Consider the following 23,220-nt stretch of genomic DNA (forward strand, 5'->3'; position numbering starts at 1 on the left):
CCTCGTCGCCGGCTCAGCCCAGCCGTTCCAGGATGGTGACGTTTGCCTGGCCGCCGCCCTCGCACATGGTCTGCAGGCCGAACCGGCCGCCGGTGCGCTCCAGCTCGTGCAGCAGGGTGGTCATCAGGCGGGCCCCGGTGGCGCCGAGCGGGTGGCCCAGCGCGATCGCGCCGCCGTTGACGTTCACCTTGTCCAGGTCCGCGCCGGTCTCGGCGGCCCAGGCCAGCACGACGGAGGCGAAGGCCTCGTTGATCTCGACGAGGTCGATGTCGTCGAGCTTGCGGCCGGACCTGGCCAGCGCGTGAGCGGTGGCCGGGATCGGCGCGGTGAGCATCCAGACCGGGTCCGCGCCGCGGACGGAGATGTGGTCGATGCGGGCCCGCGGGGTCAGGCCATGGGTGCGCACCGCCGCCTCACCGGCGATCAGCAGCGCGGCCGAGGCGTCGGAGATCTGGCTCGCGGTGGCCGCCGTGACCCGGCCGCCCGGGGTCAACGTCGGCAGGGAGCGGATCTTCGCCCAGTCCGGCTCCCGTGGGCCCTCGTCCGCGGCGAGGCCGAACGCCGGCACGATCTCCCGGTCGAACCGGCCCTCGGCCCGGGCCGCGATCGCCCGCTTGTGCGAGCGGACCGCGAACTGCTCCATCACGTCCCGGCCCAGCGACCATTTCTCGGCGATCATCTCGGCCGAGCGGAACTGGGAGACCTCGCCGTCGCCGTAGCGCGCCCGCCAGCCCGGCGAGCCGGTGAACGGGTCGGCGAAGCCGAGCGCCTGCCCGGCGGTCATCGCGGAGGAGATCGGGATCGCGCTCATGTTCTGCACGCCACCGGCGACGACCAGGTCCGCGGTGCCGGACAGCACCGCCTGCGCGGCGAAGTGCACAGCCTGCTGGGACGAGCCGCACTGCCGGTCGACGGTGGCGCCCGGCACGTGCTCGGGCAGCCCGGCGACGAGCCAGCAGGTGCGGGCGATGTCGCCGGCCTGCGGGCCGACCGCGTCGACGCAGCCGAAGATCACGTCCTCGACCGCGGCCGGGTCGACGCCCGACCGGTCCATCAGGGCACTGAGCGCGGCCGCGCCCAGGTCGGCGGGGTGCACCCCCGACAGCGCGCCGCCGCGCCGACCAACGGGAGTCCGGACCGCTTCGACGATGTAGGCCGCTGGCACGGCTTGTGACGCTACCAAGCGTTTGCTTGGTACACCACCGATCGCACCCTGCCCGCCGCCCGGTGAGGCTGCCACTGCCGACCGTCCTGGGCTGCCCGCGGCCTCGATCAAGGGTGTCCGGAAGGCCACCGATGCCAGGCTTCTTCCTCGCGCGGACTAGCGATCAGCGCGCGGGGAACAGGAAGGGCAGGGGGGCGGAGTGCGTTGACGCGCGCGAGGGCTCGTCCTGGTGGGGCCGCTGGTCGCTGGCCTGCTGGTGGGGTGCGCCGCGGGTTCATCCCCCACGACGGCTGCCGTTCCCGCGCCGTCGGCGATCCGGGCCGTGGCCACCACAGCGGTGACCCTCACCGCCAAGGTCGCGCCCCTCGGGAACGGCCCGGTGCCGGCCGGCAGCGTGACCTCCGAGGCCCTCCTTGGCGGTACCAACCCGGTCAGGCTGGATGCCTCCGGCTCAGGTCGCGGGGAAGTAGCGGTGCTCGGGGCGTCCGGTCGCGCCGTAGCGCAGGTGCAGACGAAGCAGGCCGTGGTCGGCCAGGTAGCGCAGGTAGCGCTGCGCGGTGGCGCGGCTGATGCCGACCGCGGCGGCGACGTCGACCGCCGAGACCTCGCCGGGCGCAGCCGCGACGGCGTCGCGAACCAGCTCCAGGGTTGGCGCCGAATGCCCCTTCGCCGGTACCGGGATCTTCGTGACGGTCCGACGGCGCAGCATTCCGAACAGGTCGTCGACGTCCTCCTGCCTGGCATCCCCGGTCTCGAGGGTGGTGATCCGCCGACGCAGGTCCGCGTAGGAGAGCAGTCGGTCGCACAGGTCGGCGAAACGGAATGGCTTGACCAGATAGTGGACGGCACCGAGCTGCATGGCTGTACGCACGGTGCTCACGTCGCGGGCCGCGGTGATGGCGATGAAGTCGGGCGGATCGCCCCGCTCGACGAGGGCGCGCATGAGGGAAAGGCCGTCGCGGTCCGGCAGGTACACATCCAGCAGGATCACGTGGGGACGCAGCCGGCTGACCAGCTCCAGCGCGGTCGCGGCACTGTTCGCGGAGCCGACCGCGACAAAGCCGTCCACCTTGCCGACAAACGCGGCGTGAATCCCGGCAACGCGGTAGTCGTCGTCGACGATCAGCACCCGGATGGGACCGTCCGTCATGCCACGAGCACCCCTCCCGCAGGCATGGGCTCGCTGGACCTGGGGAGCCGGACCGTGAACGTCGCGCCAGGGCCGTCGGACACGTCGATCTGTCCACCGACGCGCTGGACGAGTCGGTGGACGAGCGCGAGCCCGAGGCCGCGGCGAAGGCTCCCCCGCGCGGGCTTGGTGGAGAAGCCGTCCAGGAAGACCGACCGGCCGACGCCCTCGGGTATCCCCGGCCCGTTGTCGACCACCCGTACCCGCACGTCGTCCTCGTCCTCGAACAGCTCCACCGTGACCCGTGGGCCGACCACCGGCGGGTCCGCGGTGGACAACGCCTCGAACGCGTTGTCGATCAGGTTTCCGATGATCGTGACCAGTGGGTCACCGAGGTCCGGCACCTCGCCGAGCCAGGTCTCCTCACCGATAGACAGGGTGATGCCTCGTTCGCTGGCCTCCGCGGCCTTGCCGACGAGCAGCCCGACGATCAGCGGTGAGGCGATGCGGGCCGCCAGGGCGTCCCCGAACCGGCCCTCGCGTGCGTGCAGCTCCGTGAGGTAGCCGAGCGCCTCGTCGGCATGCCCCAGCTCCAGCAGCCCGGCGAGGGTGTGCATCCGGTTGGAGAACTCGTGTTGCTGGGCGCGCAGCGACTCGGTCAGGCCACGGACGTTGTCGAGCTCCCGCAGCAGCCCCGCCATCTCGGTGCGGTCCCGCAGCGTGACGACCGCGCCGTGTGGCCGGCCGGAGAGGGTGACGGGCATCCGGTTGACCGTAAGGCAGTAGTCGTCGGTCAGCACCACCTCGTCGGGACCGGCGATCTGGCCGGTCAGCACGGCGGCCAACCGCCCGGGCTCGACCAGCTCGACGAGACGCCGGCCCACGCAGGCGGTCCCGATGCCGAGCAGCCGCCGCGCCTCGTCATTGATCATCGAGACCCGCCCACCCGGGTCGAGCGCGATCATGCCCTCCCGGATGCCGTGCAGGGCCGCCTCCCGCTCCTGGAGCAGTAGCGCGATCTCCTCCAGCTCCAGCCCGAACGTCTGACGCTTCAGACGCCGCGCCAGCAGCCACGAGGCGGCCGCGCCACACGCGAGCGCCACCGCGAACCAGAGCGCGTAGACCGGCAGCGACCGCCACAGCGCCAGCGAGACCGAGCTCTCGCGGATGCCGGCCGACACCTCGCCGACCAGCTGCCCCCGGCTGCCGGAGATCGGCGCCTTGCCGTTGGCGGAGCGCCCGGTGCTCCCGTTGTCGATGCCGGTGTGCGTCTGGCCGTCCGTCGTCGCGATCGGCTCGCTGACCTGCTGGCCGATCAGGGCGGCGATCGGGTGCGAATGCCGGACGCGGTTCATGTCGATGACGACGACGTACGAAGCCCCAGTCTCCCGACGGATCCGCTCCGCGATCATCTCCACCCGCGCCGAGCACGCCGGCTTCGGGGCCTCCAGGCACCCGATGACGTCGGGCACGCCCGCGGTGGTCTGCGCGATGGCCGCGGCGCGCTGCTCGTACTGCCCGTCCAGCTGGCGCCGCTCGACCCGAGCGGAAAGGACGAAACCGATGAGAACCGTCGCACCGAGAATCAGCAGCTGGCTGATCAGGATCCGGGTGGACAGCTTCCGGTTCGTCCCACGTGGCACGGACGCCATTGTGCAGTCGATCACAGGGTCCGGCAAGTTGACCGACGGACCATTCACGAGCAGAACGCGCAAAACCCCGACATGCGCGCGAAACCGTGACGTCATCGCCGGGTCACCTTACGTTCGGCCAACCACAGCTGCCGACCGTGTCCACGACACGGCGACCGAGGAGGTGAGCCGACACGATGGCCAGCAAACCCAACGCCACCGCGAGCGCCGCGCCCGCGGCCCTCGGAGGGGCCAGGATCGAACTCGACGGGGTGACCAAACGGTTCCTCGACCCCGCGGGACGCGCGTTCACCGCGATCAAGGGCGTGACGTTCCAGGTCGAGCCCGGACGTTTCTGCGCGGTCGTCGGACCCACCGGCTGCGGCAAGTCGACCACCCTCGGCCTGGTCAGCGGCCTGGAGAAGCCCAGCGAAGGCACGATCACGGTCGACGGCCGCCCGGTACGCGGGCTGACCGACGGCGTCAGCTTCATGTTCCAGGCGGACGCCCTCCTGCCGTGGAAGACCGTGCTTGGCAACGTCGCGCTCGGGCCGGTCCTCAACGGCCGCGGCCGGCGGCAGGCCGAGGCCACGGCGCGCGACTGGCTGCGCCGGGTCGGCCTGAGTGGCTTCGAGGACCACCACCCGCACCAGCTCTCGGGCGGCATGCGCAAGCGGGTCGCGATGGCCGCGGCGCTGATCAACGAGCCCCGCATCCTGCTGATGGACGAACCGTTCGGCGCGCTCGACGTCCAGACCAAGGCGATCATGCAGACCGAGCTGATCAGGCTGTGGGAGCAGCTGCGGCCCACCGTCGTGTTCATCACGCACGACCTGGACGAGGCAGTCGCCCTGGCCGACCAGGTCGTCGTCATGACGTCAGGCCCCGGCTCGGTCAAGACCTCATACGACGTCGGCCTGCCACGCCCGCGTGGCGCCGTCCAGGACCTCCGGTTCGACCGGCAGTTCCTCGAAGTCCAGCAGCAGATCTGGAGCTCGCTGCGTGACGAGGTCGAGGCCGCGTACGCGCGCACCGCGGCGGTGAGCGCATGAGCACCATCGCCACGCCCGCCGAGGCCGTCGCCGCCGACGCCACGGTGGACCGGGCCTCGGCCCTGGCCCGCCGGGCCCGTCGTCGCCGCCGGCTGGCCGTGTGGGGCGCGCGCCTGCTCTTCGCCGTGATCGTCCTCGGTGGCTGGCAGCTGTTCACCAGCCTGAAGATCGTTGACCCGTTCTTCTACGGCCAGCCGACCGGGATCTGGCGGCGGACTCTCGACCTGTTCGAGCACGGCACGGAGTTCGGGTCGTTCTGGACGGACATCGCCACCACGCTCAAGGAGGCCGTGTTCGGCTTCGTGATCGGCGCCCTCGCCGGGATCGTCCTCGGCGTCAGCCTGGGCCAGAACCATTTCCTGGCCGACGTCCTCGGGCCTTACATCAAGGTCGTCAACGCGATCCCGCGTATCGTCCTCGGCTCGATCTTCATCGTCGCGTTCGGTGTCGGGACGACCCCGAAGGTGCTGCTCGCGGCCGTGCTTGTCTTCTTCGTCGTCTTCTTCAACGCCTTCCAGGGCGTGCGCGAGGTCGACCGGACCATCCTGTCCAACGTCCGGGTGCTCGGCGCGTCGACATTGCAGATCGTCCGCCATGTGACGCTCCCGTCGGCGCTGACGTGGATCATCGCGAGCCTCCACACCGCCTTCGGCTTCGCGATCGTCGGCGCGCTCGTGGGCGAGGTGCTGGGCGCGCAGCACGGTGTCGGCCTGGTGATCCGCACCGCGCAGGGCAACCTCGACCCGAACGGCGTCTTCGCCGGAATGCTCGTCGTCGCCGTCATCACCCTGGCCGCCGAGTACCTGATCACCCTGCTGGAGCACCGGGTCCTGTCCTGGCGCCCGCCGAGCCCGACGGAGAGCGCGGCGGTCTGACCGCCGCCCATCCCGGTCGCTCCCCCACGTTCTCCCCACCCATTCCGCGAAAGGAAGCTGACTCACCATGCGCAGATCCGTGGCCGCCATCGCCGTCGTCGGTGCCCTCACCTTAGGAACCGTTGCCTGTTCGGGCGGCTCAGGTTCCTCCACAGCCGGCTCTGGAGCGAGCACCCCGACCGTGCGCCTCATGGTCGGTGGGATCGACAAGCAGATCTATCTGCCGTACAAGCTCGCCGACCAGCTGGGCTTCTACAAGAAGTACGGCGTGAACGTCGTGCTGAGCACCGAGTCCAACGGCGGCACCGGCGCCGAGGACGCGATGGCATCCGGCCAGGTCGACATGGCCGGGGCCTGGTACAACCACACGATCGACTTCCAGGTGAAGGGCAAGGCCGTCGAGGACGTCGTGCAGCTTTCAGGCGCACCCGGCGAACGCGAGATGTGCGGCACGAACAGCGGCGTGCACTCGGCGGCGGACTTCACCGGAAAGACGCTCGGAGTCACCGATCTCGGCTCCGGCACTGATTCGCTCACGAAGTTCCTGGCGGCGCAGAAGGGCATCAGGCCCACTGACTTCCACCGCCTCGCCGTGGGAGCCGGATCCACTGCTATCGCCGCGATCAAGGGTGGCTCGGCCGCCTGCGTCATGACCACCCAGCCGACGGTCACCGCCCTGCAGAAGCTGGGGATCGCCTACTCGGCGATCGACCTCGCGACGACCTCCGGCGCGACCACCTCGCTCGGTGGCGCCTGGCCCGCCGCGGGTGTCATCGCCCTCACCAGCTGGGTCAACGGCCACAAGGACGCGACGCAGCGGGTCGTCGACGCACTCGTGGCGACAATGCACTGGATCAACACCCACACCGCGACGGACATCGCCAACGCCCTGCCACAGGCCTACGTGCAGAACAGCGTCATCTCCAAGGCGGACTACATCAGCGCGCTGAACCAGGACAAGGGCCAGTTCCTGCCGGACGGCATCATGCCTGCGGGCGGCCCGAAGACGGTGCTCGCGATGGAGGAGCTGATCGGGTCGGCGACGTCGTCGGTCGACCTGTCGAAGACGTTCACCAACGACTTCGCGATCCAGGCGAACAAGGTGGGGGGCTTCAGCACGACCACCACGCCGGCGGGCGCGGCGGGCTGAGCCCGGCCCAGGGGACCCGCGGCGGCTCCGGACCAGATCCGGAGCCGCCGTGTGGCTGTGCGGTGCCACCCAACGATCGCGCGGCTACGGCTCGGTCCGCTCCCGCGGATGGCCCGTCGCCACGCGCAGGTCGGCGGCGACGGCCCGCAGGCAGTCGGCGAGGGCCAGCGCGGCGGGGGTGTGCTGGCGGCCGACCGGAATGGTGACGCCCACGGATGACCCGAGCGACGGCAGTGGGACCGGCAGGTGGGTCAGGCCCAGCTCGTCCCGGGTGACCAGCTCGGGCAGGGCCGCGATCGCGTCGGTGTGCAGCAGCAGGTGGCGGGTCGTCAGGATCGACATGCACTCGACCCGGTCGGCCGGCAGTGGCAGCGACTCGTGCAGGAACGCCGCCTCCAGCTCGCCGCGCAGCGCCGTCTCGGCGACCGGGACGACCCAGGGGTAGTCGACCAGGTCGGCGAGGCGCGCGGCGCCCGCGGCGCACGCCGGATGGCCCGAGCGCGCGACGAGGCGGATCGGCTCCCGGTAGAGCGTCTCCTGGTGCAGGCGGGCGGCGTCGCCGAGGGTCAGCCGGCCGACGACCAGGTCGAGGGTGCCGGCGAGCAGCTCGGCCGCCAGCGTCTCCGGGCTGGCCTCGCGCACGATGACCGTGATCCGCGGCCGGTCCGCCTTGAGCCCCTCGATCGCGAGCGGCAGCAGCAGGTTCGATCCGGCGAGGTAGGTGCCGACCGTGACCGTGCCGGTGTCGGCGCCGGCGAGATCGGCGAGATGGTCCGACGCCGAGCGCAGCTGGGCGAGCACGGCGCGGGCGTGGTCCAGGAACGCGGCGCCGAAGGCGGTCGGCGTCAGCCCGCGCGGGCCCCGGTCGTAGAGGCGCACCCCGAGGATGTCCTCGACCTCGTGCAACGCCCGGGTGACGACCGGCTGGGTGACGTGCAGGCGTTCCGCGGCGCGCACGACGCTGCCCGCCGACGCGATCGCGTCGAGGTAGACCAGATGACGGATCTTGAGGCGCCCGTCGAGCAGCTGGGGCCGGTCCACCGCGTCACGATATGCCTGACCGGGCATGCCTGGAGGCCCGCTCGGTATTTGCGGAACATATCGAGCCGCCCGACACTGGAGGGCATGGCATCCGCGACCGTCCCCGCCGGCCCGACGACGGCCGGGCGAGCCGCACCCCGGACCACCACCCCCACCACCACGGCAGGCGGCGCGGACCCGCCCGTCCTGCGTGCCGTCGTCGCCGGCCGCCCGGTCGACGCGGGCGCGAGCTGGGCCAACCTCGACCCGGTCGACGGCTCGGTCCGCTCCTGGGTGCAGGAGTCGGACCAGGCGCTCGTGGATCGCGCGGTGCGGGCCGCGCGGGCCGCGCTGGACGGGCCCTGGGGACGTCTGTCGGTGGCGCAGCGAACCGCGCTCCTGCGCCGGGTCGCGGACCGGGTCGAGGCCCGGTTCGAGGAGTTCGTGCTGGCCGAGAGCGGGGACACCGGCAAGCCGCTGGCGCAGGCCCGCGAGCTGGACGTGGCCCGCGCGGTCGCGAACTTCCGGGCGTTCGCGGACACCGTCGCCGCCGCCGGCCAGCCGAGCTTCCTGACCGATCTCGCGGGCGGGAAGCACGCGCTGAACTACGCGGTCCGCAAGCCGCTCGGGGTCGTCGCCGTGATCGTCCCATGGAACCTGCCGCTGCTGCTGCTGACCTGGAAGGCCGCGCCGGCACTGGCCTGCGGGAACGCCGTCGTGGTCAAGCCGAGCGAGTGGACGCCGACGACGGCGACGCTGCTGGCCGAGGTGCTCGCCGAGGCGGGCGTACCGGACGGCGTCTACAACGTGGTGCACGGCTTCGGGCCGGGGTCGGCGGGGCAGTTCCTCACCGAGCATCCCGGCGTCGACGGGGTGACGTTCACCGGCTCGTCGGCGACCGGGTCGGCGATCATGCGGGCGGTCGCGCCGCGGGTGCGGCCGGTGTCGTTCGAGCTGGGCGGCAAGAACGCGGCGATCGTCTTCGCGGACGCCGACCTGGAGCTGACCCTCGCCGGCCTGACCCGCTCGGTGTTCGCGAACACCGGCCAGGTCTGCCTGTGCACGGAGCGGGTCTACGTCGAGCGGCCGGTCTTCGACGAGGTCACGGCCGGGCTGGTCAAGCAGGCGGAGGCGCTGCGGCTCGGCCGGCCGGACGACCCCGCGACCACCACCGGCCCGTTGATCTCCGCCGAGCACCGCGACAAGGTGCTGGGCTACTACCGGCTAGCCGAGGAACAGGGCGCGCGGGTGCTGGTCGGCGGCGGGGTGCCGGCGCTGGGTGGCGGCCTCGACGGCGGCTCGTGGATCTCCCCGACGTTGTGGACCGGGCTGACGAACGAGGACGCGCCGCTGCGGGAGGAGATCTTCGGGCCGTGCGCGGCGCTCGTCCCGTTCGACACCGAGGACGAGGCCGTCCGGCTCGCGAACGACACCGACTACGGGCTGGCGTCAGCGGTCTGGACGACGAACCTGTCGCGCGGGCACCGGGTGGCGCAGCGGATGCGGGTCGGGCTGTCGTGGGTGAACACCTGGTTCCTGCGGGACCTGCGCTCGCCCTTCGGCGGCGTCGGCCTGTCCGGGATCGGCCGCGAGGGCGGCGAGCACTCGCTGGACTTCTACACGGAGCTGACCAACGTGTGCGTGGCGCTGTGAGCCGGACCTCCCAGACCGGCTCCGCAAGCTCCACCGATCCGGCAGGAACCCCGGGAGCGAGTCCGCGGAGTGGTCGTCCGAGGCGGACCTCCCAGATCGGCTCCGTCGATCTGGCAGGAACCCCGGAGGACGGCCGCGGAGCGGACTCACGACGGAGCGAACCAGAGACACAGAGCTCGCCGTTGGGTCACGAGCCAGTCGAGGAGACGGCCGACTATCTGGACCGCGCGCGGCTGCGGGTCACGGCGGTGCCCCAGCTGCCGGCCGGCCTGGAGCTGGCCGACGCCTACAGGATCCAGCGGGCCGTCGTCGGCCGGCGGCTGGCGCGCGGTGAGCGGCTGGTCGGCACGAAGCTCGGGATGACGAGCCGGGCGAAGATGGAGCAGATGGGGATCTCCGAGATCATCTGCGGCCAGCTCACCGACGCGATGACGGTGCCCGACGGCGGCTCGGTGGACCTGACCAAGCTGATCCATCCGCGGGTGGAGCCCGAGGTGGCCTTCCGGCTCGCCCGGGACGTCGACCTGAGCGACCCGGACGTGGACATCGTGGCCTGCACCGGCGGGGTCGCGGCGGCGCTGGAGATCATCGACTCGCGGTACGCGGACTTCCGGTTCAGCCTGCCGGACGTGGTCGCGGACAACACCTCGGCGGCGTTCTTCGTCGTCGGGGCGTGGTGCCCACCGATGCCGGAGTCGTGGCGGCAGACGCTCGGCGCGCTGCCGGTGCAGCTGTCCGCCGGCGGCGAGACCGTCGAGGCGGGGTCCACGAGCGAGATCCTCGGCCATCCGCTGAACGCGTTGCGGGCACTGGTCCCGCTCGCCCGCCAGTACGGGTTCCCGCTGAGCGCCGGGCAGGTGATCCTCGCCGGCGCGGCGACGGCGGCCGTGCCGCTGCGGCCCGGCCCGGTGCGCGTCGAGATCTTCGGCCTCGGCACCGCGAGCGTGCACGCCGAGGCCGGGGCCGGGGCTGGGGCCGGGGCTGGGGCCGGGGCCGGGGCCGGGGCCGATGGCTGAAACCTCCACCTCAGCCAGCGTGGTCCCCGGGAAGGCGACGCCACGGGGGCGGTTCCCGCAGGTGAAGCGAGCGGGCGACTTCGTCTACCTGTCCGGGACGTCCTCACGACGGCCCGACAACACGTTCGTCGGCGCGGCGGTCGACCCACTGGGAACGACGTCGCTGGACATCCGGGCCCAGACCAGAGCCGTGATCGAGAACCTGGGCGCGCTGCTCGCCGACGTGGGCGCCGGACTGACCGATCTCGTGGACGTCACGGCCTACCTGGTCAGCATGAACGACTTCGGCGGCTACAACGAGGTCTGGGCCGAGTTCTTCGACGAGACCGGGCCGACCCGGACGACCGTCGCCGTCCACCAGCTCCCGCACCCGCTGTTGCTGATCGAGATGCAGGCCGTCGCGTACGTCCCGAGAAAGGCCGAGCCATGAGCCTCTCCCAGCCGATCAACCTCGGCGCCTGGATCAAAGAGAACCAGCACCTGCTGAAGCCACCGGTAGGCAACAAGACGCTGGTGGTCGGGGACGACTACATCGTCCAGGTCGTCGGCGGCCCGAACGCCCGCACCGACTACCACGTCGACCCGTACGAGGAGTGGTTCCACCAGCTGCGGGGCTCGATGCACGTCAACGTCATCGACGAGGACGGCAGCCCGCGGCGGATCGACATCGGGGCGGGCGAGACCTGGCTGCTGCCCCGGGGAGTCCCGCACTCGCCGCAGCGGCCGGAGGCGGGCTCGGCCGGGCTGGTCGTCGAGCGGATCCGGGAGGAGGGGCTGCTGGAGAAGTTCCAGTGGTACTGCCCGGAATGCGCGGCGCTGGTGCACGAGACGGAGCTACAGGTGCGCGACATCGTCAAGGACCTCCCGCCGGTGTTCAGCGCCTTCTACGCCGACGAACAGGCCCGGACCTGCCCCAAGTGCGCCACCGTGCACCCGGGCAAGGGCTGACCGGGCCGCATGGGACCCGCCGAGCCCCCGAACCCTGGTGACAGTGCGCGCCGGGCCGATATCCACCGTCCGGACGTCATCGACGTCCATACCCACTACGTGCCGCACGGCTGGCCGGATCTCGGCCCGGACACACCGACCGCCCGGTTCGAGACCGAGACCGAGGTCATGATCATGCTGGCCGGCCGGGAGTTCCGCCGGGTCGCCGCGGACTGCTGGGACGCCGAGCTCCGGCTTGCCGACATGGACGCCGACGGCGTACACCAGCAGGCCGTCTCCCCCACCCCGGTCTTCTTCTCCTACGCCCACGACGTCGCCCAGGCCGCGAAGATCGCGTACATCCTCAACGACCTGGCGCTGGAGATCTGCGAGCCGGCGCCCGGGCGGCTGCTGCCGATGTGCCAGGTCCCGCTACAGGACCCGGACGCGGCCTGCGCCGAGCTGGAGCGCTGCCTGGCCGCCGGCCACGTCGGCGTCGAGATCGGCAACCACGTCGGCGACCACGACCTCGACAACGAGGGCGTCGTGACGTTCCTGCAGCATGCGGCGGCCCTCGGCGCGCCGGTCTTCGTGCACCCGTGGGACATGCCGACCTCACCGCGGCTCGACCGGTGGATGGCGCAGTGGTTGGTCGGGATGCCGTCCGAGACGCACCTGTCGATCCTGGCGATGATCCTCGGCGGGGTCTTCGACCGGGTCGAGGAGTCGCTGCGGATCTGCTTCGCCCACGGCGGCGGCTCGTTCGCCTTCTGGCTCGGCCGTCTCGCCAACGCCTGGCACCGGCGGGGCGACGTGATCGGCACGTCCGAGCTGCACCCCGAGCGGTACCTCGGCCGGTTCTACGTCGACTCGGTGGTCTTCGACGCCTGCGCGCTGCGGCTGCTGGTCGACACGATCGGCGCCGACCGGGTCGTCGTCGGCAGCGACTATCCCTACCCGCTCGGCGAGCGGCCGGCCGGCTCCGTCGTCAGGACGGCCGACTTCCTGGACGCCCCGACCCGCGCCCGGCTGCTCAACGGCAACGCGCGGGCCTTCCTCGGGCTCGCCACGCCCTCCGAAAGCGGCCCGGCCCCCACCCCCACCTCGGCCTCAGCCTCAGCCTCGGCGGATCGAGCCGCGCGGTGAGCCCGCTCGCGCTGCTCGACCAGGAGCGCCAGGCCCGGGAGCTGGATGCCCACGACCCGCTGCCGACCCGGCGAGACGAGTTCCACATCCCGCCGCACGGTTCCGGCGAGGCGGCCTACTTCGCCGGGAACTCGCTCGGGCTGCAGCCGAAGGCGCTGCAAGCCCGGCTCGGCGAGGAGCTGGACGACTGGGCCCGCCTCGGTGTCGAAGGGCATCTGGAGGCGCGCCGGCCGTGGCTGCCCTACCACGACCTGGCCAGGGAGCCGGCCGCACGCCTGGTCGGGGCGCTGCCGAGCGAGGTCGTCGTGATGAACTCCCTCACGGTCAACCTGCACCTACTGATGGTCAGCTTCTACCGGCCGACCCCGCAGCGGCACCGGATCGTCATCGAGGACAGCGCCTTCCCGTCGGACAGCTATGCGGTCCGGTCACAGGCCGCCTTCCACGGCTACGACCCGGACGACGCGGTGATCCGGCTGGCACCGCGCGCGGGCGAGGCCGCGCTGCGCTCGGAGGACGTCGTCGCCTACCTGGCCGCGCACGGCGCGGGCGTCGCGCTCGTGCTGCTCGGCGCGGTCAACTACTACAGCGGCGAGCTTCTCGACATCGCCGCCATCACCGCGGCCGCCCACGCGGCCGGCGCCGTCGCCGGCTGGGACCTGGCCCATGCCGCCGGCAACGTCGAGCTCCGGCTGCACGACGCGGGCGCGGACTGGGCCGCCTGGTGCTCGTACAAGTACCTGAACTCCGGTCCGGGCTCGCTCGCCGGCGCCTTCGTCCACGAGCGGCACCTGGCCGACCGGACGCTGCCGAGGCTCGCCGGCTGGTGGTCGACCGACCCCGCGAGCCGGTTCCAGATGGAACCGACGGTCACGCCGGTGGACTCGGCCGACGGGTGGCAGCTGTCCAACCCGCCGATCCTCGCGCTGGCCCCGGTGCTGCTCTCCTTGGAGATGTTCGACCAGACCGGCATGACGGCGCTGCGGGCCAGGAGCGTGCGGCTGACCGCCTACCTGGAGTCGCTGCTCGACGAGGTCTGCGCGGCGCGGGCCGCCGAGATCATCACCCCGCGCGAACCGGAGCGCCGGGGCGCCCAGCTCTCGGTCCGCGTCCGCGGCCGTGAGGCCGGCCCAGTGACCGAGCGGCTGCGGCACGCCCACGGCGTCGTCGCCGACGCCCGCCGCCCGGACGTCATCCGGCTGGCCCCCGCGCCGATGTACTGCACCTTCCACGACTGCTGGCGGGCCGCCGGCGCGCTCGCGGAGGTGCTCGATGCCTGAGTGGCCCACCGCCGACGAGCCGCGGGTCGTGATCATCGGAGCCGGGCTGGCCGGCTGCCTGCTGGCGACCCTGCTGGGCCGGCGCGGGATGCAGGTGAACGTCTACGAGCGGCGCGAGGATCCCCGCGCCGCGCCGCCGGAACGCGGGCGCTCGATCAACCTGGCCATCTCCGCGCGAGGGCTGGCCGCGCTCGACCACGTCGGGCTGCGGGAGCAGGCACTGTCCCGGGCGCTGCCGATGCACGGGCGGATGGTCCACGACCCGGCGGGCGGGCGCAGCTTCCGGCCGTACAGCGCCGACGGCCGCCGCGCGATCAACTCGATCAGCCGGTCCGAGCTGAACCTCGCGCTGCTCGACGTCGCCGTGAAGACCCCCGGGGTGAACGTGGCGTTCGGCTGCCGGCTCACCCACCTGGATCTGGACACCGGAGAGCTGCGGTTCGCCACCGACGAAGGGCCGCGGCTGGCCCAGGCCGACCTCGTGCTGGCCTGCGACGGCGCCTTCAGCGCGGCACGGCGCACGGTCACCTTCCGTACCGGTTTCACGTTCGGCCAGGACTACCTGGACCACCGGTACAAGGAGCTGACGATCCCGGCCAGGGACGGCGAGTTCGCGCTGGACCCGGACGCGCTGCACATCTGGCCACGCGGGGAGTCGATGATGATCGCCCTGCCCAACCTCGACCGGTCGTTCACCTGCACCCTCTTCTGGACGTCCGAGCAGTTCGCGGCGCTGCGGTCCCCGGCCCAGATCGCCGAGCATTTCCAGGCGCACTATCCCGACGTCGCCGAGCTGGCTCCGGACCTGGTCGAGGACTACCTGCACAACCCGCTCGGCTCCCTGGCGACGATCCGCGCCTGGCCGTGGGTGCACGGCGGCGCGGCGGCGACGCTCGCGCTCGTCGGCGACGCCGCGCACGCCATCGTGCCGTTCTTCGGCCAGGGCGCGAACTGCGCGTTCGAGGACTGCGTCGAGATCGACCGCTGCCTGGCCGAGAGCGGGAACGGCTGGCCGGGCGCGCTGGCCGCGTACGAACGCCGCCGCAAGGCGAACTGCGACGCGATCGCCGAGATGGCCCTGGACAACTTCGTCGAGATGCGCGACCGGGTGAGCTCGAAGGCGTTCCAGGCGAAGGCCGCCGCCGGGCACTGGCTGGAGCGCCGGCTGCCCGGCCGCTTCGTCTCCCGTTACGAGCTGGTCAGCTTCACCACGATGCCCTACGCCGAGATCCCGCCCCGGATGCGCCGGCAGGCCCGGCTCACGGCGCTGGCCGCGGCCGGGATCGCGGGCCTCGGGGCCGCCACCGTCGTCGGCGCCAGCCGCGGCGGGCGCCGATGACCGGGCCGGGCCACGACGAACTCACCTATGGCAGCTACCTGCACCTCGACGAGCTGCTCGCGGCCCAGCACCCGCGCACCGCCGAGCACGACGAGCTGCTGTTCGTGGTGATCCACCAGGTGTACGAGCTGTGGTTCAAGCAGATCCTGCACGAGCTGGCCCTGCTGCAGCGCCGTTTGGAAGCCGGGGACGGCGTCGGCTCCATGCACACCGCGGGGCGCGTCGCGAAGATCCTCAAGACGGTCGTCGGGCAGCTGGACGTCCTGGAGACGATGACCCCGCGCCAGTTCGCGGGCTTCCGCCCGGAGCTCGGCTCGTCCAGCGGGTTCCAGTCGTCCCAGTTCCGCTGGATCGAGGCGACGCTCGGCCGGCGCGACTTCCCACACCCCACCGGCGACGCGACGCTCGACGCGATCGTGGGCCGCCGGTCCGTCTTCGACTCGCTGCTGCGCTACCTGGCCACCGCCGGCTGGCAGCTCCCCGCCGAGATCCTGGACCGGGACCCAAGCGAGCCATGGCCGGGCGACGACGCGGTCCAGGCCGCGCTCGTGGAGGTCTACCAGGACGAACGGGCCGCCCCGGCCGGGGTCTGCGAGGGCCTCGTCGACATCGACGAGGGCATCCAGGAATGGCGCTACCGCCACCTCAAGATGGTCGAACGCATCATCGGCCCGCGCGCCGGCACCGGCGGCTCGGCCGGCAGCGCCTACCTGCGCTCGACCCTCTTTCGGCCCAGCTTCCCCGACCTCTGGCAGGTCCGGTCCCGGCCCTGACCGCTACGGCGTGCCGGTCCAGAAGGCGCGGACGGTGGAGGCGAGGTAGCGGCCCTGGCGGCGGCCGGCGCGGGCCGAGGCCGGGCGCACGCTCGGGTCCAGCGGGTTCACGCCGAAGGCGGACTGGGCCGCGTCGTCGGTCCCGATCACCATCACCCGGCTGCCGGCCGACTCCAACTCGTGGACCTCGTCGTCGAGGCCGAGGAACGGACCGCGGGCGGGCATCGTCATGGCCGCGACGATGAGCACCACGTCGTGGCCGGCGGCGAGGGTGGCGTTCGTCGGCGAGCCGGAGCCGCCGTCGATGTAGCGCCGGTCGCCGATCGTCACCGGCGGCCAGACCCCGGGCACGGCGCAGCTGGCCGTGACCGCGTCGACCAGGGGCACGCCCGCGTCCTTGTCGAACGCGAGCAGCGTGCCGCGCTCCGCGTCGATCGCGGTCACGAGCAGCCGGGCCGGCGGCCAGTCGTGGCTGGGCAGCCGGGACTCGATGACGCGGCGGCGCTCGGCCTCGGCGACGGTCGGGGTGGCCAGGGCCATCGCGCCGATCCGGGACAGCGCGGACTCCAGGTCACGGGCGCCGCTGACGGCCTCGCCGAACATGGTCCACAGCAGCTCCGGGTCGAGCTTGACCGACAGCTCGGTGCCCGCCTCGTGCGCCGCCAGCTGGAAGGCGAGCGAAGTCTGGAGGGTCGGCTCGGTCCGCAGCAGCGCGCCGGCCACCGAGCCGGCCGACGACCCGATCACCGTGTCGGCCGCGGCCAGGTCCGAGCCACCGCTGGTGAGCTCGGCGAGCAGCCCGATCTCCCAGGCCAGCCCGGCGAGCCCGCCGCCACCGAGCACCAGCGCCCGCGACATGCGCCCCAGCCTCCTACGCCGGCCTACCGGCCTCGCCGAACACTGCCATGCCTGCGTACCACGGGCTAGACGAGCTGGTCGCGCAGGGTGGCGGCCGCGGCGCGCACCTCGTCGTCGAACGCGTGCCGCAGCTGCTCGCGCCGCAGCCGGCGGGCCGCGGCGACGGTCTCGGCGGTCGGCGCGACGGCGCTGACGGCGGCCGGCTCAGGCGGGCGCGGGACGGCCGGCGGGTCGGCGAACTCGCGGTACAGCAGCCAGCAGCCGTGGATCCCGGCGAGCAGGTCCTCCAGCAGGTCGACGGCCGGGCGGCGCGGGTCCAGCGGGGTGAGCCGGTCCGGCAGCACGACGGTCTCGCCCAGCTCGTCGTCGTCCTCGTCGTCATCGTCGGCCAGGCCGAGCGGGTCGTCGGGGCGGTCGTCGTCCGAGCCGTCGTCAAGGCCGCCGCGGATCTGGATCGCGAGGCCGTCGACCGGCGTCGGCGGGCGGGTCAGCAGGCGCGGCAGCGGGCCGTCGTCCTCGCCGTCGGCGTCGTGCGGGCCGCCGTCCTCGACGATCTCGGCGACCCATTCGAAGATGTCGTCCAGGTCCGGGTTGCGCCCCTCGGCGACGACCATCGCGTGCGAGATCAGGTCGAGCACGGCCTCCCGCGGCGAGTCGCCCGCCTCGACCTGGTGCAATACCAGAGTCGGCGTCCGGTGCGGCAGCGGCTCGATCGCGTCCGCCTCGGCGACGACCTGGGTGACGTCGAGGTCGGCGTGCTGGGCCGCGACGATCGCCGCCGCGTGCAGCCAGTGCGCGGCCGCGATGGCGGCGGCGGTCGGCTCGACGTCGGTGAACAGCGCCCGGGAGCCCAGCGGGTCCCCGCGCAGCAGCATGTCGGCCGCGGCGATCTGCAGCGGCGAGGCGTCGGCCCGGCTCAGGGTCACCGCCTGCCGCGCCCGGCCGGACAGCTCACCCAGCTCGGCGCGCTCGACCGCGTCCAGCTCGGCGCGCACGTCGGCGGCGACCTGGATGGTCAGCTCGGGGTCGGCGATCGTGTGCAGAGCCCGGCCGACCCGGTGCGCGGCCTCCTCGACGACGACCACGGCCTGCTGGATCAGGCCGTCGCGCGGCAGGTGCGGGCTCTCGATCGCCGCGACCACCTTGCCGAAGACCTCCCGGCCGCGGCCGCTGAGGTTGTCGTCGCCGGTCGGCAACGCCTGCAGGGCGGCTTCTTCCGGATGGGTGTACGTGCGCCAGGCCGCGGCGGACAGGAACGTCAGCGTCCGCGCCAGCGAAAGGGCGTCCGACTCGTCCACCGTCGTCGGGAACTGGGCGATCCGCGCGGCCACGTCGCCCAGCCCGGTGTCCCAGGACACCACCAGCGCGTGGTCGTGGACGTCCACCGCATACCGGCTCATCGGCGACCACCTCCCCGTGCGCCCGGGCACGGCCTGAGGGCATGATGCCCTCCAGACGCGGACGGAAGCGTGATCACGCCGCCGTCCGATGGGGGCACCGCACGTCCCCCGTGATCAGGCTACGTCGAGTGGCGCCCGCCGGCAGGGCCAGTCGACGGCTGCGCGGAAATGTTCTCTCTGTACCGGCGGGAGTGGGCCGTGCGACCGACAGCGCACCGGTATGGCCGGGATGGCGACCAGTTCGGTGAGCTGTGGCTGCCGGCCGGCGGTCAGGCGGGCGCGCGAGCCACCGTCGTCCTGCTCCACGGCGGGTTCTGGCGCGCCCGGTACAGCGCGACGCTGGCCCGGCCGCTGGCCCGCGACCTGGCCGGGCGCGGCTACGCGGCCTGGAACCTGGAGTACCGGCGGGTCGGGCACGGCGGCGGCTGGCCGGCCACGTTCGCCGATGTCGCCGCCGGGATCGACCTGCTGGCGACGCTGCCGGTCGACACCTCCCGGCTCGTCGCCGTCGGGCACAGCGCGGGCGGCCACCTCGCCGTCTGGGCCGCCGGCCGGTCGAAGCTGCCCGCGGGCGCGCCGGGGGCCGGGCCGGGCGTCGAGCTGACGGCCGTCGTCTCCCAGGCCGGCGCCGTCTGCCTGGCGGACTGCGCGCGCGACGGCGTCGGCGGCACGGCGGCCGTCGACCTGATGGGCGGGACCCCGGCCGACCTTCCCGAGGCCTACCGGCTGGCGGATCCGGCCGCGGCGATCCCGCTCGGCGTTCCGGTGCTGTGCGCGCACGCCCGCGCCGACGACGAGGTGCCGTTCGCCCAGAGCGCCCGCTACGTCGAGGCCGCGACCGCCGCGGGCGCCCGAGCGCGGCTCCTGGAGACCCCGGGCGACCACTACACGCTGATCGACCCGGCCGGGCCCGACTGGGCCATGGTGGTCGACGCCCTCCCGGAGCTGCTCGGCTGACGCCCGCGCCGGTCACCAGGCCGGTCCGGCCACCAGGCCGGTCCGGCCACCACGCTCGGGCCCAGAATCACGATCAGCACGGACGCCGCGACGGCGAAGCCCGCCAGCTGCTCCCCGGAGATCATGGTCAGTCCCGCAGCGGGCGGCCCTGCTTGTCGCGGACGTTGCCCATCAACATCATGATGCCGTCGATCAGCGACCAGATGTGCAGGCCGCCGCAGGTGAGCAGCTGCGCGGTGGCGATGCCGTAGTCGCCCAGGTACCACCGGCCGGCGCCGCACCAGCCGAGGAAGATCTCCAGCAGGCCGGCGGTCAGCTTGTCCTTGTCGGAGAGGGGCTCGCCGGTCATGGGGTGCCGACCGTAGGGCGCCGCTGGGTCCGCTCCCCAGGCGCCGGGATGGCCGTAGCCGGGCTGCGGGTAGCCGAAGCCCGGGCCGCCTGGCGGCGGGGGGTAGCCCGGGCCGTAGCCGCCAGGCTGGCCGTAGGCCGCGTTCGGGTCGCCGGCCGGGTAGCCACCGCCCGGCGGGGTGCCGTAGGCGGAGTTCGGGTCGACCGGCGGGTAGCCGGCGGGCGGGTAGCCGTACCCGGCGTTCGGGTCACCGGGACTGGCCCCGTAGCCGCCGGCATACGGCGCGGTCGGGTCACCATAGGGCCCGGGCGCCGGCGGGTAGGCCGGCCCGCCGGCGGGGGCCTGCTCCGGCCCGGGCTTGGCGAACGGGTCCGGCGACTGGCCGGGAGCTGGGGTCGGCATGGCGGCACTCCCAAGGTCTGAATCGGGCCGGAACGTACCAGCAGCGATCCAGGAGGTAGGCGCGCGCGTCCCCGACCCGACACCGTGCTGCCGGCAGGCTAGCGGCATCTGCCGGGACACAGGAGGCCCACAGGTGCAACCGGCGCGCCTCGGTGTCGGAACGCGACTTGAAGTGACATCTTCACCACGAAGAGTCGGAGGGAGTCGCGGCACCGGCCGGCCCGACCAACAGCGGACTGGCCGGGGAGCTCACGCATGGACAACCTCTCGGTGGTGGCGCCGACGCGAGGCGACGTCAGGCCGCCGACGCCGGTCGATCCGACGCATCCCGAGCCACCGACGACGCCGACGGCCTCGGGGCCGCGCCCGACGGGCACGGCAGCCGCTGGCAGCCCCAGCGCCCCGACGGTGGCGCTCTACCGGGCGCCCGCACAGCGCTCCGGCCGGTTCGGGCGCCGCAGGACGCTCGGCCGCCGCGGGTTGCCCCGGGCCCGGCGGGCCGCGACCGCCACCGCCCGGGCGGCCCTGGCGTCGGTCCGGACCGCGCGGGTCGCGACGACGCCCAGCGGCCTGGGCCTGCGCTGGTCAGGGCGCCGCCTGGGCCGGCTGGCCGTCCGGGCGGCGGCCGGCGTCGGTGGCCCCGGCCGCCTGGCGCTGCGCCGCGCCCGGGTGACGCGGGCCGCGCTGGCCCGGCTTGGCCGCGGCATCGAACGCGTCCTCGACCAACGCCTCGGCGTGACGCTGCGTTCGCCCGGGCGCGGTGGCCGGATCTTCCTGACGACGACGGGCGGCGCCGTCCTGCTGATCGCCTTCGGGTCGGTGGTGCTCGGGCTGATGGGCGGCGGCCCGGCCGTGCTTCGCCCGCTGCTGCCCACCCCCAGCGCCCCGGCGGTCGTCGCGGCCCCTACGACGGCCCTCCCGCCCCCGGTCACCGAGCTGCCCGGCGTCCCGATCGCGGCGACCCGGACCTTCCTGCTGAGCGCGTACGCGGCCGGCAGCGGCCACCGCACGGCGGTCACCGCCGCCACGGACGGAGTTCCGGTCGGCCGGACGTACCGGCACGTGCCGCGCCGCGGCGACGACCATCTGCTCACCGGTGAGCTCGTCTTCCCGTTGCTGCCAGCGCCGCTGGCCTGCGTGGCCCAGGTCCAGCTTCGGCTGACCCTGCTGACGAGCGAGGGCACGGTCGGCGACGAGGGCTTCTACCCGCTCGGCGTCTATCCCTCGGCGCTGACCGGCCTGGCACGGGGGACGGTCCCGGCCACGGTGCCGGCCCTCGACCTGGTCGCGAACCGGCCTCGCGGCGACCTCGACTGGACGCCCTACAACCCGCCGAGCCCCGCCGCCGGCCAGCCCGGCGCCGACGGCCAGCCGGCCCCGCCCGCGGCCCAGCCCCGCGAGATCACCGCGGACGTCACCGATCTCTACACGCGCTGGGTCCAGGGCATGCCGACGGCGAAGGGCCAGTCCGGCATCCGGCCCGGCACCCCACTGGTGCTCGCCGTCCGCCCCCAGCAGACCAACGCGCTCGGCAGCTGGCAGCACACCTACGGCGGCAGCGGCAGCGCGACCCCGCCCGTCCTGCTGTGGACCCGGCGGGTGCACTGCCGCTGACCCCGCGGGCCGGTCAGTGGGCGAGGTCCGCCCGGGTGGGCAGCGCCTCGTAGGCGCCGGGACGGGTGACGGTCCGCGCGGCGGCGGCCTGGGCCCGGTCGACGGCCTCGGCCTGGTCCAGCCCGGCGAGGTGGCAGGCGGCGAAGACGGCGGTGAAGGCGTCGCTGGCGGCGGTCGTGTCGACGACCTCGGTGACGTGCGCCGGGTACGCGCGGGTGGTCGCGCCGTCGAAGACCACGCAGCCGCGTTCGGCCAGGGTGACGCAGACCAGTGGGACGCCGAGCGCCCGCCCGACGGCGTCGGCGAGACGCTCGGCGGCGCCGGTCCGGGCCGGATGGCCGGGGGGCAGCAGGGCACGCGCCTCGGACTCGTTGGGAACGAGGACGTCGACGAGGTCCCAGCGCACGGCGTCGAGCTCGCGCCGGTCCTCGGGGGCCGGCCCCGGGTTGACGATCACCAGCGTGCCCTGCGCCCGGGAGATCTCGACGACCCGCGCGAACGCCTCCGCCGCCTCGAACGTGAGCAGGACGGCGTCCGCGCCGGCAATCGCCTTCTTCGCGTGGCCGAGCACCTCAGGGGTGATCGCATACTCGTCGGGACGGCGCCACACGAAGGCCGTCCGGCCGTCAGGGGCGGTGAAGACGAGGCAGACGGGCGTCGCCGCAGCCGGCTGGCGCGCGATCGCCGTGACGTCGACGCCCTCGGTGACGAGCGTCGCGAGCAACGACGACCCGACGGCGTCGGTGCCGAGCACGCCAACGGCGGTCACCTGGGTGCCAGCCCGGGCGAGCGTCACCGCCAGGTTCAGGCCCTTGCCACCCGGGACCGTCCGGACCGACTCGGGCCGCAGGTCGTCACCCCAGTCCGGCAGACGCGGGGTACTCATCAGCAGGTCGGCGTGGTAGGAGCCGACCACGACCAGGCGCAGCCCGGAGATCGACCGCCGCGCCGAGGCGGGCTCGGCCCGGCTCACCGGCGGCCAGCCCGGGCCGTCCGGCCAGCCCGGACCATCTAGAGAAGCGGTGGCGTCGTGAGGAAGGCCCGCGCGTCTGGCAACGCCTCCTCGACCGTCACCCGCTTGAACTGCCCGGACCCGTCCCGGTAGACGAGCAGCGCGCCGGGCCGGGCGAACTCGGAGATCACCTGACGGCACCCGCCGCAGGGCGCGCACGGCCCGCCGCCCCCCTCGACCACGGCCACGGCCACGATCTCCAGGGCCGCCGCATCCTCGGTGACGGCCTTGGCGATCGCCGCCCGCTCGGCGCAGATCGACATCGGGTAGGACCGGTTCTCCACGTTGGCACCCGAGTAGTACCGGCCATCCCCGGTCAGGAGTGCCGCGCCGACCTGGAACTCGGAATAGGGCGCATACGCGAACTGGGTGGCCGCGGTCGCCAGCCGCACGAGCTCCTCGACGGTCTGGTCGTCGATCCGCGCGGTGCTCACCATGGCCTCCTGAACGGGACGACGAGTCGGGGACAGTC

General features: G+C 73.4%; 22 protein-coding genes. 13 read left to right on the plus strand and 9 right to left on the minus strand.

The window, feature by feature from the left end:
- Positions 1–13 precede the first annotated feature (13 nt).
- From FRADC12_RS06490 to FRADC12_RS06500, 3 genes are all read right to left on the minus strand, one after another.
- Positions 14–1,165 (minus strand): acetyl-CoA C-acetyltransferase, encoded by a 1,152-nt coding sequence (locus FRADC12_RS06490; protein WP_045875962.1) that lies wholly within the window; start codon positions 1,163–1,165, stop codon positions 14–16.
- A gap of 451 nt (positions 1,166–1,616) precedes the next feature.
- Complete coding sequence (locus tag FRADC12_RS06495; protein WP_045875963.1) at positions 1,617–2,315, minus strand: response regulator; 699 nt, start codon at positions 2,313–2,315, stop codon at positions 1,617–1,619.
- Positions 2,312–3,946: a sensor histidine kinase gene (locus FRADC12_RS06500; RefSeq protein ID WP_045875964.1), complete on the minus strand. Its 1,635-nt coding sequence runs from the start codon at positions 3,944–3,946 to the stop codon at positions 2,312–2,314. The genes FRADC12_RS06495 and FRADC12_RS06500 overlap by 4 nt, the downstream gene beginning before the upstream one ends.
- 176 nt (positions 3,947–4,122) lie before the next feature.
- On the opposite strand from FRADC12_RS06500, the gene FRADC12_RS06505 reads away from it, so the two are divergent.
- The 3 genes from FRADC12_RS06505 (at position 4,123) to FRADC12_RS06515 (ending at position 7,002) form a co-directional block, all read left to right on the plus strand.
- Complete coding sequence (locus FRADC12_RS06505) at positions 4,123–4,977, plus strand: ABC transporter ATP-binding protein (RefSeq protein WP_045875965.1); 855 nt, start codon at positions 4,123–4,125, stop codon at positions 4,975–4,977.
- Complete coding sequence (locus FRADC12_RS06510) at positions 4,974–5,852, plus strand: ABC transporter permease (protein WP_045875966.1); 879 nt, start codon at positions 4,974–4,976, stop codon at positions 5,850–5,852. The genes FRADC12_RS06505 and FRADC12_RS06510 overlap by 4 nt, the downstream gene beginning before the upstream one ends.
- Before the next feature lie 67 nt (positions 5,853–5,919).
- Complete coding sequence (locus FRADC12_RS06515; RefSeq protein WP_045875967.1) at positions 5,920–7,002, plus strand: ABC transporter substrate-binding protein; 1,083 nt, start codon at positions 5,920–5,922, stop codon at positions 7,000–7,002.
- An 84-nt stretch (positions 7,003–7,086) separates the two neighbouring features.
- On the opposite strand, the gene FRADC12_RS06520 is transcribed toward FRADC12_RS06515, so the two are convergent.
- Entirely contained in the window at positions 7,087–8,043 is a 957-nt protein-coding gene (locus tag FRADC12_RS06520) for a LysR substrate-binding domain-containing protein (protein ID WP_084010494.1), read from the minus strand.
- Between the two features lie 84 nt (positions 8,044–8,127).
- Here FRADC12_RS06520 and FRADC12_RS06525 point away from each other — a divergent pair, with 84 nt between their 5' ends.
- The 8 genes from FRADC12_RS06525 to FRADC12_RS06560 all read left to right on the plus strand — a co-directional run bounded on the left by FRADC12_RS06525 (position 8,128) and on the right by FRADC12_RS06560 (position 16,156).
- Positions 8,128–9,675, plus strand: coding sequence for a 2-hydroxymuconic semialdehyde dehydrogenase (locus tag FRADC12_RS06525; protein ID WP_157488731.1), 1,548 nt, complete (start codon positions 8,128–8,130; stop codon positions 9,673–9,675).
- 182 nt (positions 9,676–9,857) lie between these two features.
- Positions 9,858–10,691, plus strand: coding sequence for a 2-keto-4-pentenoate hydratase (locus tag FRADC12_RS06530; protein WP_052710733.1), 834 nt, complete (start codon positions 9,858–9,860; stop codon positions 10,689–10,691).
- Complete coding sequence (locus FRADC12_RS06535) at positions 10,684–11,121, plus strand: RidA family protein (RefSeq protein WP_045875969.1); 438 nt, start codon at positions 10,684–10,686, stop codon at positions 11,119–11,121. Before FRADC12_RS06530 ends, FRADC12_RS06535 begins: the two co-directional genes overlap by 8 nt.
- Entirely contained in the window at positions 11,118–11,639 is a 522-nt protein-coding gene (locus FRADC12_RS06540) for a 3-hydroxyanthranilate 3,4-dioxygenase (RefSeq protein ID WP_045875970.1), read from the plus strand. Before FRADC12_RS06535 ends, FRADC12_RS06540 begins: the two co-directional genes overlap by 4 nt.
- Before the next feature lie 9 nt (positions 11,640–11,648).
- Positions 11,649–12,764 carry an amidohydrolase family protein gene (locus tag FRADC12_RS06545; protein WP_232303649.1) on the plus strand — a complete coding sequence of 372 codons (1,116 nt, stop codon included), beginning with the start codon at positions 11,649–11,651 and terminating at the stop codon, positions 12,762–12,764.
- A complete protein-coding gene (gene kynU / locus FRADC12_RS06550) occupies positions 12,761–14,044 on the plus strand; it encodes a kynureninase (protein ID WP_045875971.1) in 1,284 nt (427 codons plus the stop codon). The genes FRADC12_RS06545 and kynU overlap by 4 nt, the downstream gene beginning before the upstream one ends.
- Entirely contained in the window at positions 14,037–15,383 is a 1,347-nt protein-coding gene (locus FRADC12_RS06555; protein WP_045875972.1) for an FAD-dependent oxidoreductase, read from the plus strand. Before kynU ends, FRADC12_RS06555 begins: the two co-directional genes overlap by 8 nt.
- A complete protein-coding gene (locus tag FRADC12_RS06560) occupies positions 15,380–16,156 on the plus strand; it encodes a tryptophan 2,3-dioxygenase (protein ID WP_045875973.1) in 777 nt (258 codons plus the stop codon). Before FRADC12_RS06555 ends, FRADC12_RS06560 begins: the two co-directional genes overlap by 4 nt.
- A gap of 3 nt (positions 16,157–16,159) precedes the next feature.
- On the opposite strand, the gene FRADC12_RS06565 is transcribed toward FRADC12_RS06560, so the two are convergent.
- The gene (locus tag FRADC12_RS06565; protein WP_045875974.1) at positions 16,160–17,014 is read right to left on the minus strand and encodes a patatin-like phospholipase family protein; all 855 of its coding nucleotides are present in this window, start codon (positions 17,012–17,014) and stop codon (positions 16,160–16,162) included.
- A gap of 65 nt (positions 17,015–17,079) precedes the next feature.
- Positions 17,080–18,414: a hypothetical protein gene (locus tag FRADC12_RS06570; protein WP_045875975.1), complete on the minus strand. Its 1,335-nt coding sequence runs from the start codon at positions 18,412–18,414 to the stop codon at positions 17,080–17,082.
- Between the two features lie 198 nt (positions 18,415–18,612).
- Between FRADC12_RS06570 and FRADC12_RS06575 the strand changes: the two genes are divergently transcribed.
- Positions 18,613–19,371 (plus strand): alpha/beta hydrolase family protein, encoded by a 759-nt coding sequence (locus FRADC12_RS06575; protein ID WP_084011276.1) that lies wholly within the window; start codon positions 18,613–18,615, stop codon positions 19,369–19,371.
- A 127-nt stretch (positions 19,372–19,498) separates the two neighbouring features.
- On the opposite strand, the gene FRADC12_RS06580 is transcribed toward FRADC12_RS06575, so the two are convergent.
- A complete protein-coding gene (locus tag FRADC12_RS06580) occupies positions 19,499–20,122 on the minus strand; it encodes a TM2 domain-containing protein (RefSeq protein WP_045875977.1) in 624 nt (207 codons plus the stop codon).
- 255 nt (positions 20,123–20,377) lie between these two features.
- Between FRADC12_RS06580 and FRADC12_RS06585 the strand changes: the two genes are divergently transcribed.
- Positions 20,378–21,736: a hypothetical protein gene (locus FRADC12_RS06585; protein WP_045875978.1), complete on the plus strand. Its 1,359-nt coding sequence runs from the start codon at positions 20,378–20,380 to the stop codon at positions 21,734–21,736.
- A 13-nt stretch (positions 21,737–21,749) separates the two neighbouring features.
- Here FRADC12_RS06585 and FRADC12_RS06590 read toward each other — a convergent pair whose 3' ends face one another.
- The gene (locus tag FRADC12_RS06590; protein ID WP_045875979.1) at positions 21,750–22,709 is read right to left on the minus strand and encodes a PfkB family carbohydrate kinase; all 960 of its coding nucleotides are present in this window, start codon (positions 22,707–22,709) and stop codon (positions 21,750–21,752) included.
- Positions 22,710–22,747: 38 nt separating this feature from the next.
- Entirely contained in the window at positions 22,748–23,182 is a 435-nt protein-coding gene (cdd, locus tag FRADC12_RS06595; RefSeq protein WP_198152805.1) for a cytidine deaminase, read from the minus strand.
- Positions 23,183–23,220 lie beyond the last annotated feature (38 nt).

Origin of the sequence: Pseudofrankia sp. DC12 (genome assembly GCF_000966285.1) — a bacterium.
In the GTDB taxonomy this organism is placed as follows: domain Bacteria; phylum Actinomycetota; class Actinomycetes; order Frankiales; family Frankiaceae; genus Pseudofrankia.